The 13755-nt window shown below is 64.3% G+C and carries 13 protein-coding genes; 3 read left to right on the top strand and 10 right to left on the bottom strand.

The annotated features are described in order from the left end of the window. Window positions 1-85 precede the first annotated feature (85 nt). Together ctaD and coxB are read right to left on the bottom strand one after the other, a co-directional pair. Window positions 86-1747, bottom strand: a complete 1662-nt coding sequence (ctaD, locus tag IYW40_RS17650) for a cytochrome c oxidase subunit I (RefSeq protein ID WP_196401586.1) — start codon at window positions 1745-1747, stop codon at window positions 86-88. Between the two features lie 56 nt (window positions 1748-1803). Continuing rightward, entirely contained in the window at window positions 1804-2667 is an 864-nt protein-coding gene (coxB, locus tag IYW40_RS17645) for a cytochrome c oxidase subunit II (protein ID WP_175093567.1), read from the bottom strand. A 327-nt stretch (window positions 2668-2994) separates the two neighbouring features. Between coxB and IYW40_RS17640 the strand changes: the two genes are divergently transcribed. Together IYW40_RS17640 and IYW40_RS17635 are read left to right on the top strand one after the other, a co-directional pair. Then, on the top strand, window positions 2995-3531 hold the full coding sequence (locus IYW40_RS17640; RefSeq protein ID WP_175093568.1) for an invasion associated locus B family protein: 537 nt from the start codon (window positions 2995-2997) through the stop codon (window positions 3529-3531). Between the two features lie 19 nt (window positions 3532-3550). Further along, window positions 3551-4159, top strand: a complete 609-nt coding sequence (locus tag IYW40_RS17635; protein WP_175093739.1) for a hypothetical protein — start codon at window positions 3551-3553, stop codon at window positions 4157-4159. A 13-nt stretch (window positions 4160-4172) separates the two neighbouring features. Here IYW40_RS17635 and IYW40_RS17630 read toward each other — a convergent pair whose 3' ends face one another. The 5 genes from IYW40_RS17630 to IYW40_RS17610 form a co-directional block, all read right to left on the bottom strand. Then, window positions 4173-4652, bottom strand: coding sequence for an ATP F0F1 synthase subunit B (locus IYW40_RS17630; RefSeq protein ID WP_123175216.1), 480 nt, complete (start codon window positions 4650-4652; stop codon window positions 4173-4175). An 11-nt stretch (window positions 4653-4663) separates the two neighbouring features. Continuing rightward, a complete protein-coding gene (locus IYW40_RS17625) occupies window positions 4664-5233 on the bottom strand; it encodes an ATPase (protein WP_246720891.1) in 570 nt (189 codons plus the stop codon). Between the two features lie 89 nt (window positions 5234-5322). Next, complete coding sequence (locus tag IYW40_RS17620; protein WP_014892520.1) at window positions 5323-5544, bottom strand: F0F1 ATP synthase subunit C; 222 nt, start codon at window positions 5542-5544, stop codon at window positions 5323-5325. Between the two features lie 45 nt (window positions 5545-5589). Next, the gene (locus IYW40_RS17615) at window positions 5590-6357 is read right to left on the bottom strand and encodes a F0F1 ATP synthase subunit A (protein ID WP_018407488.1); all 768 of its coding nucleotides are present in this window, start codon (window positions 6355-6357) and stop codon (window positions 5590-5592) included. Window positions 6358-6528: 171 nt separating this feature from the next. Beyond that, window positions 6529-6876 carry an AtpZ/AtpI family protein gene (locus IYW40_RS17610; protein WP_026222820.1) on the bottom strand — a complete coding sequence of 116 codons (348 nt, stop codon included), beginning with the start codon at window positions 6874-6876 and terminating at the stop codon, window positions 6529-6531. A gap of 312 nt (window positions 6877-7188) precedes the next feature. Between IYW40_RS17610 and IYW40_RS17605 the strand changes: the two genes are divergently transcribed. Beyond that, entirely contained in the window at window positions 7189-7788 is a 600-nt protein-coding gene (locus IYW40_RS17605) for a CPBP family intramembrane glutamic endopeptidase (protein WP_196401584.1), read from the top strand. On the opposite strand, the gene IYW40_RS17600 is transcribed toward IYW40_RS17605, so the two are convergent. From IYW40_RS17600 to smc, 3 genes are all read right to left on the bottom strand, one after another. Beyond that, window positions 7743-8435, bottom strand: coding sequence for a ceramidase domain-containing protein (locus IYW40_RS17600; RefSeq protein ID WP_196401583.1), 693 nt, complete (start codon window positions 8433-8435; stop codon window positions 7743-7745). The two genes, IYW40_RS17605 and IYW40_RS17600, sit on opposite strands and share 46 nt — an antisense overlap. 243 nt (window positions 8436-8678) lie before the next feature. Further along, a complete protein-coding gene (locus IYW40_RS17595) occupies window positions 8679-9728 on the bottom strand; it encodes an AI-2E family transporter (protein ID WP_196401582.1) in 1050 nt (349 codons plus the stop codon). A 281-nt stretch (window positions 9729-10009) separates the two neighbouring features. Then, the gene (gene smc / locus IYW40_RS17590) at window positions 10010-13465 is read right to left on the bottom strand and encodes a chromosome segregation protein SMC (protein ID WP_196401581.1); all 3456 of its coding nucleotides are present in this window, start codon (window positions 13463-13465) and stop codon (window positions 10010-10012) included. Window positions 13466-13755: the final 290 nt, after the last annotated feature.

Below are 13755 nucleotides of genomic sequence, written 5' to 3'. Positions count from 1 at the left end.
GAGACGGCGCAGTGAGCCACGTCATGCTCGCCGGCGCCGGCTTGCATCGTCGGCGCGCGTTCTTTCGCGCCGACGCGTCGTTTTGTTACCGCGCCGACCCGGTGATGCGCGGCAGAACCTCGAACTGGTGGAAGGGCGGCGGCGAAGACAGGGTCCATTCCAGCGTCGTTGCGCCCACGCCCCAGGGATTGGCGCCGGCCAGCCGCTTCTTCATGAAGGCCTCGATGATCGCGTAGAACCAGACGATCAGCGAGAGCGTCACGAAGATCATGCCGGAGGACGACACCAGATTCCACAGCGCATAAGCGTCGGGATAATCGATGTAGCGGCGCGGCATCCCGCCCAGTCCGAGGAAGTGCTGGGGGAAGAAGACGACGTTGACGCCGATGAACAGCAGCCAGAAGTTCGCCTTGGCCAGAGTCTCCGAATACATGTAGCCGGTCATTTTGGGGAACCAGTAATAGAACCCCGCATAGAGCGCGAAGACCGCGCCGAGCGACAGCGTGTAATGGAAGTGCGCGACGACATAGTAGCCCTCATGGAACTGCTTGTCGGCGCTGGCGTTGGCGAGCACGACGCCCGTGATGCCGCCCATCGTGAACACGAAGATGAAGCCGATCGCCCAGACCATCGGCGCGCGGAACGAGATCGAACCGCCCCACATCGTCGCGATCCAGGAGAAGATCTTGATGCCGGTCGGCACCGCGATCACCATGGTCGCCAGCGTGAAGTAGCGCTGCGCATTGAGCGACATGCCGACCGTATACATGTGGTGCGCCCACACGATGCTGCCGAGCACGCCGATGCTGACCATCGCGTAGGCCATGCCGAGATAGCCGAACACCGGCTTTTTCGAGAAGGTCGACACGATCTGGCTGATGATGCCGAAGCCGGGAAGAATGACGATATAGACTTCCGGATGGCCGAAGAACCACAGCAGGTGCTGGAACAGCAGCGGATCGCCGCCGCCCGCCGGGTCATAGAACATCGTGCCGAAGTTGCGGTCGGTGAGCAGCATCGTCACGCAGCCCGCGAGCACCGGCAGCACGAGCAGCAGCAGGAAGGCGGTCACGAGCATCGACCATACGAACAGCGGCATCTTGTGCAGCGTCATGCCGGGCGCGCGCATGTTGAAGATCGTCGTGATGAAGTTGATCGCGCCAAGGATCGACGATGCGCCGGCGAGATGCAGCGCCAGGATCACGAAATCCATCGCCGGGCCGGGCGAGCCGGTGTTCGACGACAGCGGCGGATAGAAGGTCCAGCCGCCGCCGAAGCCCTTCATGCCCGGCGCGCCCTCGACGAACATCGAAATGACGGCGAGCACGAGTGAGGCGAAGAGCAGCCAGAATGAGATGTTGTTGAGGCGCGGGAAGGCCATGTCCGGCGCGCCGATCATGATCGGCACAAACCAATTGCCGAAGCCGCCGATGAGAATCGGCATGGCCATGAAGAAGATCATGAGCACGCCATGGACCGTGATGAACACGTTGTAGAGGTTCTTGCCCGCGTCCAGCGCCATCGACGGATCGGCGCCCTGGAGCGCTTCCGCAAGCCCCGGAAAAATCTGCACGCCCGGATACGCCAGCTCGAGCCGCATGCCGAGCGACAGCAGGAAGCCGATGACGCCGCCGACTGAACCAAGGATGATGTAGAGCGTGCCGATGTCTTTGTGGTTGGTGGAGAAGAGGAAGCGGCGCAAACCCCTCGGATGATCATGCGCCCCGGCCATCGTCGAACTCGCCATCGTCATGTTCCTTAGAAAAACTAGTGTGTTCCGTTGCGTCTCGTTTCAGCGGCTATTCAGTGGCTCTCGGCGGCGACCCGCACCCGCGAGTCGGCGCTGGCGAACTTCTGCTTCGCCTCGGCAAGCCACTCATTGTATTTCTCGCGGCTGACCGCGCGGATCACGATCGGCATATAGGCGTGATCCTTGCCGCAGATAAAGAAGCACTGGCCGTAGTAGACGCCTTCCTTCTCGATCTTGAACCATGTCTGATTCAAACGACCGGGAATCGCGTCCATGCGAACGCCGAACGAAGGGACGCCGAACGCGTGGATGACGTCGTTCGACGTGATGTGCACGGCGATGACCTCATTGACCGGCACAACAGCCTCATTGTCGACGGACAGCAGACGAAGATCGCCGGGCTGGAGCTCGGATTCGGGCTTCATCATCTGATCGAAGCCAAAGCCGCCGCCCTGATCCTCCGGATATTTATAGGACCAATACCACTGGTTGCCGGTCACTTTGATCGTGACGGACGCCTCCGGCACCTCAACTTGCTCCGCCAGCAGTCGCAGCGACGGAACGGAGATGAACAGAAGGATCAGAACCGGAATCAGGGTCCAGACGATTTCGAGCGGCGTATTGTGCGTCAGCTTCGAAGGAATGGGGTTCTTCTGCTCGTTGAAGCGATAGCTCACATAGACCAGCAAGCCCAGAACGAAGAGCGCGATGAACGAAATGATCGGCATCAGCACCATGTTGTAGAATTGCTGAGTCCCCAAGCCGACCGGCGTGACCATGTTCGGCAGGCCGAGGCCGCCCGGGGTGGGCTGCCCTTCAACTTGTGCGAGGGCGAAGCCCGCGAACAAAGTCGCAGAAATCGCCACGGCGGCCGCCAATGCGCCACGTGTGAGCATCTGTCGATTGACGTTAAACATTAAAGCCGCCTTTCGAACCCTTCGCCAGACAGTCGTTGTTCTTTTTGTGATTTCCGTGCGCAGCCCGCCCAAAGCCCGCCCCGCTCGGTAGTCGGCCGGTTCAATCACAAACCGTCGGTCCGCGCAATTGTTGCAACGCCAGATTCGACAGACAAATCGTCGCGTCAAAGGGTTTGCCAAACAATGCGGCGCGAACGCCGACGACCTTGACAGTTGAAGTCCATTTGATAGGCAACGGCCTGTCGCGCAGGACGGCCCGAGGCGACCGGCCACTTTCCCTGCGTCACGAAATTGGAACGGCGACGGAGCCGTCCGCCAGGAGCCATCATGAAGCCCTTGCGCGCTGCAAAAACGCGTCGCCTGTTGCGACATCAGGTCGCGGCGGCGGTCTCATTGCTGTTGCTCGGACTCAGCGCCAACGCGAGCCATGCGCAAGGCGGCCCCGCCAAGGCCAAATTCGGCGATTGGGAAATGCGCTGCGAAAAGCCCGCAGGCGCGGCCGCGGAACAATGCGCGCTGATTCAGAGCGTCGTCGCCGAGGATAAGAGCAACATCAACCTCGTCGTCATCGTCTTGAAGACGAGCGACGGCAAGAGCCGTCTGCTGCGCGTGATCGCGCCGCTCGGCGTGCTCCTGCCTAGCGGGCTCGGCTTGAAAATCGACCAAGCCGACGTTGGCCGCGCCGGCTTCGTCAAATGTCTGCCGACGGGCTGCGTGGCCGAGGTGATGATGGACGACAAGCTCATCGATCAACTGAAGAGCGGCAAGACCGCAACCTTCATCATTCACCAGGTTCCGGAAGAAGGCATAGGATTGCCGCTGACTCTGCAGGGATTCAAGGATGGATTCGCAAAGCTGCCGTAACGTTTGCACGAAGCGCCCGGTGGGCAAGCTCTTTAGAACTGCGCGGAGTCGCCTGGCGATTGCTGTTTCAGCGTCCATCGCGCTCACGCCTGTGGCGGCGGCGTTCGAACTGCCGCGGCTTCGCGTGCCCAGCATCTTCGGCGGCGGCGAACCAAAGGAGGGGCCGCCAGCGCCGCCCGGCGCGACGCCCGATTGTCCTGAAGTCTTCATTGAAAGCGGCGCGGCCATGCTGCGGTCGCCGCCGGACGCCGATGGCCCCAATGTGCGCTATCAGCTTTCGCTCGGTGAAACCGCGCGCCAATGCATTGTCGACGGCGACCATCTGACGATCAGAGTGGGAGTCGAAGGTTCGGCCGTACTCGGCGCGGCCGGTCAGCCCGGCGCCTTTGGCGCCAATCTGCGGGTGGCGATTCGCCGTCTGAAAGACGATACGCTCGTCACCTCGAAGACCTATCGCGTTAACGCGTCAATCCCAAAGGGCGGCGCGCGCGGCGAATTTCAAGTCATCGCCGATCCGTTCACGGTGCCTCTCATGAGCCCGCGCGCCCAGGACGATTACGAAATTCTCGTCGGCTTTACCCAGGGCGCAGAAAAGCCCGCAGCCGAAAAAAAGCGCAAGGGCGGCTAGCTCGCCCTTCTCATCAGTGCGCGAGCGACTTCAGTTCCTTGATGCCGTCGCCGACGAAATCCTTGCCAGCGCCCGCGCCGGCGGAGAGCGCGCGCTCGGCGATCTTGACTGCGGCGTCCGCGGCGGCGGCGCGCACTTCGGCCGAGGCCTGCGCCTCCGCCTGAGCGATCTTCTGTTCGACCTGCTTGACGCTGCGGTCCATGAATTCGCCGAGGCGGCGACGCCCCTCGGCGGCGATCAACTCCGCCTCTTCCTTCGCCTGCGCGACGATGGACTTGGCTTCGGCTTCCGCTTCCGCCCGCTTCTGTTCGAAGGACGCAAGAAGCGCCTCCGCTTCGTTGCGCAGGCGTTCGGCTTCGGCGAGTTCGCCCTTGATGCGGTTGATGCGCGCATCAATGAACGCGGCGAACTTAGAGTGCGCGCCGACCCAAACCATCACGAGAACGAAGATCGTGAAGCCGACGGCGACGTAGAATTCCGCGTCGAAATGCATTGAGCCTCTCCTCAGTTCGACGATGTCGCGTGCTTGGCGAGCGCGGCCTGGTCGATTTTTGCGCCGGTGAGCTTCTCGACGATGGAGGCGGCGGCGTCGACGGCGATCTGCTCGACATTGGCCAGCGCCTGAGTCTTTGCGCTCGCGATGCGCTCGTCGGCGACGCGGATCTTCTCCGCCGCCTGCGATTCGGCAAGCGCGCGCTGCCTTGCGCTCTCAGCGGCGATCTTGTGCTGCGCCTCGCGGCCGATGCCTTGCGCCTCGTCACGACGGCGACGAAGGTTTTCGTCATTCGCGGCCGCGGCGGCCTGCGCCTTCGACTGCATCTCGCGCGCGGCGCCGAGATCTAAAGCGATCTTGGCGCCCCGGTTCTCGATGATGCCGCCCACGCGCGGAAGCGCGATGCGCGACATCAGCACGTAGAGCAGTCCGAAAATGATGACGAGCCAGAAAATCTGCGGCGCGAAATTTTCAGTCTGGAAGGGCGGAAAGACGCCCTCATGATGCGCCTCGCCGGCGCCGACGGCCTCGTGCGTCGTCTGCTCGCCCTCGGCGGCGAAAGCGGAAGAGATGATCGCCATGGACATGATCCAAGTCTCGGACAAAGGCCGCGCGGCGGCCGCGCGGCGCATGAGAAAGCGCGCCCGGCCGAAAGGCCGGACGCGAAACGTCACTGCTTCAGGAACAGCAGGATTGCGATCAGAAAGGCGAAGATGCCCAGGCCTTCGGCAAGCGCCGCGCCGATGATGGCGTTGGTGAACTGGGAAGCGGCCGCCGACGGGTTGCGCAGGGCGCCGTTGACGAAGTTGCCGAAAATGATGCCGACGCCGATCGCCGCAGCGCCGGTGCCGATCGCCGCCAGTCCGGCGCCGACGAGTTGCATTTCTGACATATCTTTCTCCTGCTGAATGGGGCGACGTTTATTGTTCGATTTTTATCAGTGGCCCGGGTGAATAGCGTCGTTCAGATAGACGCATGTGAGAACGCTGAAGACGAACGCCTGCAGACAGGCGACGAGCAGTTCGAGCGCATAGAGCGCGACAATCGCCAGGATCGGCACGGGCGCGAGCGCCGCCCAGGCGCCGGCCCCGAGCAGCATCACCACGAAGCCGCCGAACACGGCGAGGGTGATGTGGCCGGCGAGGATATTGGCGAAGAGACGGACGGAAAGCGACACCGGCCGCGACAGGAAGGAGATGATCTCGATCGGCACCAGCACGACGAGCACGGGCAGCGGCACGCCATGCGGCACGAAAAGGTTGAGGAAGCCGAAGCCGTGGCGATAGAGGCCGTAAACGACCACGAGCGAGATCACCACGATCGCGAAGGCGAAGGTGACGACGATCTGGCTCGTCACCGAATAGGTGTAGGGCACAAGCCCGATCAGATTGGCGATGAGAATGAAGGCGAAGAGCGTGAAGACGAAGGGGAAGAACTTCATCCCTTCCGTCCCGGCGGTCTGACGCACCATGCCGGCGACGAATTCATAGAGCATCTCAGCCATGGCCTGCACGCGGCCCGGCACGATCGCCTTTTTGGAGGTCGCGAGGATCATCAGCGCGACGACGCCGAGCGCGGCGAGCAACATGAACAGCGAGGCGTTGGTGAAGGATGTCTCGACGCCGTTGATCTCGAAGGGCCACAGTCGATGCAGTTCGAACTGCTCGATGGGATTGGACTTTGCGGCTGCTTCTTCCGGATTCATCGCTTTTTCCGGGCGTCGCCGCCCGGCCCCGCTTGGCGCTAGGACGCGCCTTCGTGTTCCCTAGAGCGCCTGCCGATCACATCGAATCATGCGATCGATAGGAATCGCTCAAAATCAAAACGCTGGAGCAGGTTCCCATCGAAAAAGTCTGTCGACTTTTCGGAACCTGCTCTACTCCTCGCCCGGCGCTTTCGGCTTCGCCACGCGATAGACATTCCAAAATCCCGCCGCGACGCCCAGTCCGAGCATCACGATCAGAAGCCATGGCGTCGTGCCAAGCCACTGATCCGCCTGCCAGCCAATGACGGCGCTGACCAACACCGCCCCGACGAATTCGGAGAACGCGTTGAGGCCGACGCGCATGGCGCGCGTGAAGCCCTTGCGCTCCGTCCGCGGCGCCGCTTCGGCGGCGGCCTGCTCTTCGTCGACCTTGCGCAAGGCCGCGTTGAGCTTTTGAAGCCGCGCGTTGAGCGCCGCGCGCTCCGCGTCTTCCGCGTCGTCGTCGTTTTCGTCGCTCATCGGCGTTTTTCGCCTCGCAGATTGCGCCATGCGCAAAAATTGAACGATGGCGCGACGCCGCGCGACGGAAAAGTCGAACCGTTCGGGAGACGGCGCGAAATTCTCGGCTTTGCGGCCAATCCTTTCGAGCCGCGCGCAACATATTTCCGCGCTTTCATTTAGTCAAGGCGAGGCTCGTTTAGATAACCTATTGATATAAAAGCGTGTTTATCGGAGCGGACCCATCTGCTCTCCAACGAGGCGCCGCGGCGCGGCAATTTGCCGGAGCTCGGGCGCACGGAACTGTGACAGAGGAAAGTCTGTTACGCTTTTATGACGCTTCCCTCGCGATCCCTGGCGCCGCTGATCGGCTTCGTGCTTTTGCTGCTCGCGCCGAGCCTCGCGATCGCCGCCGGCGCGCTGTCATTCCAGATCCGCTTCGAAGCGCTGCTCGTCGTTTCCGGCCTTTGCATCGCCGCCTGCGTCATCGGCGGATATTCCTTCGCTGAACTCGGTCTGGGCGCGCCAAGAGGCGGTCGCGCCTGGCTGATCTGCGGCGCCCTGACCTGCCTGCTTCTGGCGGGAATCGTCGTCGAAGCGCAGTTCCTGAATCATTCGAGTCCGGAGCCGAACTGGGTCGCCTTCGCGCCCTTCTATGTGCTCGTGTCGAGCCCCTGCCAGGAGATCGTCTGCCGCTCGGTCCCCAAGCTGATCGCCGATCGGCTGCAGATGAGCGGACGCCACTACGTGCTGTTTTCCTCGGCGGTCTTTTCGCTGATGCATGGCGCCTATGGCGATCCCGTCCTGCTCGCCAACACGTTTCTCGCCGGAGTCGCGTGGAGCACGGCCTATCTTTTCACGCGCAACGTCTGGCCGCTGACCGCCTCTCACGCGGCGGTCGGCTCTTTCGCATTCTGGATCGGGCTCGCCTGATCGCCACGCGGTCCGGCGATGATCGCCGCGCGCAGCAGCAGCCACAACACGCAGGCGTTCAGCATATGCCACAGGACATGCGCGCCGAGCGGAAAGGCGGGACAGATCGCGCGATCGATCGTTCGAAAGACAAGCGAGATTGCGAACAGGAGCGCGGCGGCGGCAAGTGTTCGCCCCGTCTCGCGCCGTCCTCTCGACGTCCACAGCAGCGCGGCGAAGATCGACAGCGCCGCGAGAGCCGGCAGATAGCCGACCGAACCGTTCAGCGCGTCCACGGTCGTCGCGAAAGACGAGCCGGCGGCGAAGCCCAGCGTGATCGCCATCGCCGGAACCATCGACAGACGAAAGTACCGGCGAAGCGCCAGCAGAAAATAGCCATAGATGAAGATCGCGATCGGAACGACGTCGAGCAGCATGGCGCCGCGCGTCGCGACCGTATGGAAAACGAAACTCCCGACGCCGACCGACGCCGTGACGATGATGAGCGCGAGCGCAGGATAATCCGCCCCGCCCCGCCGTCGCCAAAGAAGAAAGGCGCTGGCGGCCGCGATCACGAAAGCGAAATTGCTCAGCGCATTCGCCGGCTCCGCCCAGAAGGCCGAGCTCTGCCTTTCGCAATAATCCATCACTGGCGCGCGCCAATCCATGAACGGTTCTTGCAATCAATTGCTACGGCAGGACGACGGCGTTCGTCGTGTCGCCCACCCTCCCCTTGAGGGGGGAGGGTGGAAACGCGAAGCGTTTCGGGGTGGGGTGACTTACGGATAAATGCATAAACAAAGTCGCACTGAATGGCGCACGCCATAAGCAATCATCGGAGAAGGGCTTCACCCCACCCCGCGCCTTCGGCGCGACCCTCCCCCTCAAGGGGAGGGTTTTTGCGCAGCTTCTCACCCACTCATGCCAGCGCCAGGCAGACTCTTCAGATCCGCTTTCTCTCCCGGCAGCGGCGTCGACTCGCCCAGCGTATCCCGCACATAGAGCTTGATCACCGCGACATAGATGATGACCGTCAGCGGCGCGGCGAAGATCGTGGCGCCCAATCCGAACAGCGTGCCGAATAGCGCAATTGAAATCAGCATGAGCGCCGGCGGCACGCGCACCAATTGCCGCTGGATGAGCGGCATGATCATATTGCCGTCGAGCTGATGAATGGCGAGATAGGCGAGGATCGTCCAAAGCATCGTATAGGGTCCGATCGTCGCCGCGACCGCCACTGATGGAAAAATCGCCAGAATCGGCCCGATATAGGGGATGAATTCCGAGAGCCCCGATATGGCGCCAAGCGCGAAGGGCGACGGCAGGCCAATGAGCCAGACCGCCACGCCGGCCATGACGCCCATTGTGACCATTTCAATCATTTGACCGAGCAGCCAACGGCGCAGCGCGGTGGAGACGTGACCGAGCGTTTCGCGCGCTCTGTTGCGCCAGCGCGGCGCAAATAGCAGCGTGAAGCCTTCGCTGTAGAGCGCCGGTTCGCTCGCGATGAAGACTCCGGCGAAAAAAGCCACGAGTCCGCCAAGAACGGCCTCGATGCTGACGGTGAACGAACGTCCGATCAGACCCGACAGCGAAATATTTTCGCCGAAGGAAGACGGCAGATAGTCGGAGAGTCCTGATCGGGCGATTTCGAGCGAGATAACGTCCGCCGTCTGCTCGGCGCGGCGCAGCACGTCGTGAAACTCGCCAGCCATCGTCCGGCCGAAGAGATAGAAGGTCCCGCCGATGATCGAGGCGATCAGCAGGCCCGACAGCGTGAGCGCCACGCCGCGCGGCAGGCGGAGCTTGAGAAACGGCGTCGCGACGAGGTGAATGAGCGTCGCGACGAGCACCGCGCCTGTCGCAAGGACGATGACGTCGAAGAGCAGCCAGATGAGAAACGGCGTTAGGGCGAGCGCGATAAAAATCGCTGAGCGCAGAACGAATTCGCTTCTGGTCATATCAGCTTCGCCCGGTCATTCGATTTCCGTTCGAACCGCTCGCAGGTCATTCCCGACGCGCGTCTTGCGCGCGATCGGGAATCCAGAAGCAAAACCAGCATTCCTGGACCGGCTCTGGATTCCCGGTCAGGCCTTCGGCCTGCCGGGAATGACGGCGTTGCGAACAGATCAACCGAAATTGGCATCTCGCGTGCGACGCGCCCAACGGAGGCCAAGGGCGTCCTCGTCTGCGACATTTAGGGCGCCTGGGGTCCAATCAGATCGAGAGCGGTCTCAAACCCTCAACTCGCCAGCGCGAATTTCTCCGCCTGCTCCAGATCGACCGAGACGAGCTGCGAGATGCCGCGCTCGGCCTGCGTCACGCCGAACAGCCGGTCCATGCGCGCCATGGTGATTGGATTATGGGTGATGGTGACGAAGCGCGTGTCGGTCTTCTTGCGCATCTCCTCGAGGAGATCGCAGAAGCGCTCGACATTGCTGTCGTCGAGCGGCGCGTCGACCTCGTCGAGCACGCAGATCGGCGACGGATTGGTCAGGAAGACCGCGAAAATCAGCGACATGGCGGTCAACGCCTGCTCGCCGCCCGACAGCAGCGTCATCGTCGTCGGCTTCTTGCCCGGCGGTCGCGCGAGAATGTCGAGGCCGGCCTCGAGCGGATCGTCGCTTTCGACAAGCTGCAATTCCGCCGCGCCGCCATCAAAGAGCAGCGTGAACAGCTCCTTGAAGTGCGCGTTGACCTTGTCGAAGGCGGCGAGCATGCGCTCGCGCCCCTCCTTGTTGAGACTGGCGATCGCGGCGCGCAATTTCTTGATGGCTTCCGAAAGGTCGTCGCGTTCGGCGATCATCTTTTCGCGCTGCGTCTCGACCTCGGTGAGTTCGTCCTCGGCGCGCAGATTGACGGCGCCGAGCCGTTCGCGGTCGGCGCGTAAATTCTCCAGCCGGCGTTCGATGTCGGCGATCTCCGGCAGATCGTCGCCGTCCTTGACCTCGGCAAGTTGCGCGAGCGCTTGCGGCGTCGATTCGAGATCATGCGCGATGGCGCGCTCGACGTCGGCGACGCGCTGGCGCACGGCCTCCAACTGCGCCTCGCTGCGCGCCATGTCTTCGCGCGCGGCGCTCATCGCCTCGAGGGCGGCGCGGGCGGCGCGGTCGGTTTCGGCGAGACGCGTTTCGGCGCTGGCGCGCGCGTCGGACGCGTCGCGGCGCGCGGCCTCGGCCTCTTCGAGCGCATTCATCAGCGCGCGGCGCTGGCCGATGAAAGCGTCGGGCGCGTCGCCTATGCGGGCATGTTCCTCTTGCGCCGTCGCCAGCCGCTCTTCCAGCTCGCCGATGCGGTCCTGCGCACGATCGCGGCGTTCCGCCCATGACGAGGCCTCTCGCGCGATCGCCGAGAGCCGCGACGCGCGCGCCGCTCTTTCGTGGCGCAGGGAGGCGACCGCGGCCCGCGCCTCGCCAGCCTGGGCGCGCTCGGCCATGGCGCGGCCGCGCAAATTCTCCAAAGCGCCGGCGAGAAAGGCCGGCTCCTCAAGCTGGTCGAGCGCCTGCGTCACGCTTGCGCGCTTCTGCGCGGCCTCGTCGCGATTGGCGAGCGTCCGCGCCTTGGCTTCCTGCAGCGCCGACAGGCGCTGGCCGATTTGCGCCTGACGACGCTCCGCCGTCGAATGGCGTTCGCGCGCTTCCTCCAAGCGAACGCGGGCGCGACGATGCGCGTCGCGCGCCTCCGCTTCGGCCTGCGCGGCTGCTCGCGCGGCCTCGCGCGCGGCGTTCAGCGCTTGCGTCAGCGCATCGGCCGCGGCGCGCGCGGCGGCGGCCTCGACGCGCAGATCGGCGAGCCGGTTCTTCTCGGCGAGGCGGCGCGCGGCGGCGGTCGGGGCTTCGGCGGCCTGGGTGAAGCCATCCCAGCGCCACAGATCGCCCTCTTTGGAGACGAGCCGCTGGCCGGGCTTCAAGAGTTTGCGCAGGCTCTCGCCCTCGGTGCGCAACACGACGCCGATCTGCGCGAGGCGGCGGCGCAGCGCCGGCGGCGCGTCGACAAGCGCGGCGAGCGCGCGCACGCCATTGGGCAGGGCCGGATCGCCCTCCCCGGGCGTCACCGACCAATGCGCCGGCGCCGAATCATCGGCCGAGGCGTCAAGATCGTCGCCGAGCGCCGCGCCCAGCGCGGTCTCATAGCCTTTCTCGACGGTCATGCTTTCGACCACCGGCGCCCAGAGGCCGCCGGAGCCGGTTTGCAGCAGATGTTCAAGCGTGCGGATCTCGGTCTCGAGCCGCTGCGCGCGCAGCGCCGCCGGCTCCAATGGCGCGCGGGCGGCGGCCTCGGCGTCGCGCGCCCGCCGCGTGGCGGCCTCGGTCTCCTGCGTCGCTTCTTCGGCGGCGCGCGCGTCCTGCGCCGCCTGTTCGAAAGCCTGCGTGAGACGCTCGACTTCGTCGGCGCCGCCGCCCTGCCCGGCGATCAGCGCAAATTCCGTCTCGATGCGGGTGAGCTCCGCCTCGAAGCGCGCGACCCGCTGATTCTCGTCGCGCAGCGCCGCTTCAAGCGCCGACCGCCTGGCGTTGACGCCGGCGAGCTGCTCCTGCGCGCTCGACAGCTCGGCCTCGGTCGCCGCCAGCGCCGCTTCGATGTCGACCAGCCGCGCTTGCGCCTCTGTCTCGCGGCCGGCGTCGTGGGCGTCGCCGCCTTGCAGCTCAGCGCGCTCGTCCTCAAGCCGCTGCGCGACCTCAGCCGCATCCTGGATCAGCGCGCGTTCGCGCTCGAGATCGCGGCCGAACTGTTCGATATGGCGCTGAAGCTCGGCGATTCGTTGCTTGGCGCGCTGCTCGTCGGCCTCGAGCGCCTGACGCGCGACGACGAGCCGATGCAGCGCCGCGCCGGCCTCCGCCTCCTTCTCGCGCAGCGGCGGCAGCTCATGCGCGGCGACCGCCTGGAACTTCGCCGCCTCCGCCTGCTCCAGCGTGCGTTCCTGCACGCTGCGCCGGCCGGCGTCGAGCTTCTCGGCGGCGCCCTGCAGCTGCTGTGCGGCGAGCTGATAGGCGAGAAGCGCCGCCAGCGCCTCATTCTTGCGGATTTGCGCTGCAAGCCCGCGGTATTTGTTGGCCTGGCGCGCCTGCCGCTTCAAGCTGTCGGCCTGGCTGTCGACCTGCTTCAACACGTCTTCGAGGCGCGTGAGATTTTCGGACGCGGCGTTGAGGCGCAGCTCAGCCTCGTGCCGGCGCGAATGCAGCCCGGCGACGCCGGCGGCGTCTTCGAGGATGCGGCGGCGCGCCTGCGGCTTCGCTGAAATGATCTCGCCGATCTGGCCCTGGCGCACGAGCGAAGGCGAGCGCGCGCCGGTGGCGGCGTCGGCGAAGAGAAGCTGCACGTCGCGGGCGCGCACCTCGCGGCCGTTGATTCGGTAGGTGGAGCCCTGCTCGCGCTCGATTCGGCGCGTCACCTCGATCGCGTCGGCGTCGTTAAAGGCCGCCGGCGCGGTGCGCGACGAATTGTCGAGAACAAGCCCGACTTCGGCGAGATTGCGCGCCGGGCGCGAGCCGCCGCCGGAGAAAATCACGTCGTCCATGCCGGACGCGCGCATGTTTTTATAGGAGTTTTCGCCCATCACCCAGCGCAGGGCTTCGACGAGATTCGACTTGCCGCAGCCATTGGGGCCGACGACGCCGGTCAAGCCCGGCTCGATGAGGAAATCGGTCGGCTCGCAGAAGCTCTTGAAGCCCAGAAGGCGCAGGCGCTCGAATTTCATTGCCTAAAGACCGCCACAAACTGCAGGGGAAAGCAAGAAAACCGACGCGATATGTTGTGGGTAGGCTCTACGGAAGGGCGCTCCCGAGACGGAGGCGCGTCGCATTCCGCCACCGAATCACGATTTTCATTGCATCGCAGGATTGCGGCGGAAAAAATAAGAAAGAGACGCTGGGCGTCTAGTGAAGGACAGCTATCCTCTCCCTCATGCTGAGGAGCGCCTGCAAGTCGCGGTTTACCCGACTTGCGGATTTAATGTCGATCTCGGGCAAGCCCGAGATCGAAGGCGCG

The organism is Methylocystis sp. H4A (genome assembly GCF_015709545.1).
GTDB lineage: Bacteria > Pseudomonadota > Alphaproteobacteria > Rhizobiales > Beijerinckiaceae > Methylocystis > Methylocystis silviterrae.
The sequence above is the reverse complement of the archived record's forward strand: the minus strand, read 5'-3'. Positions and strand labels throughout refer to the sequence as shown.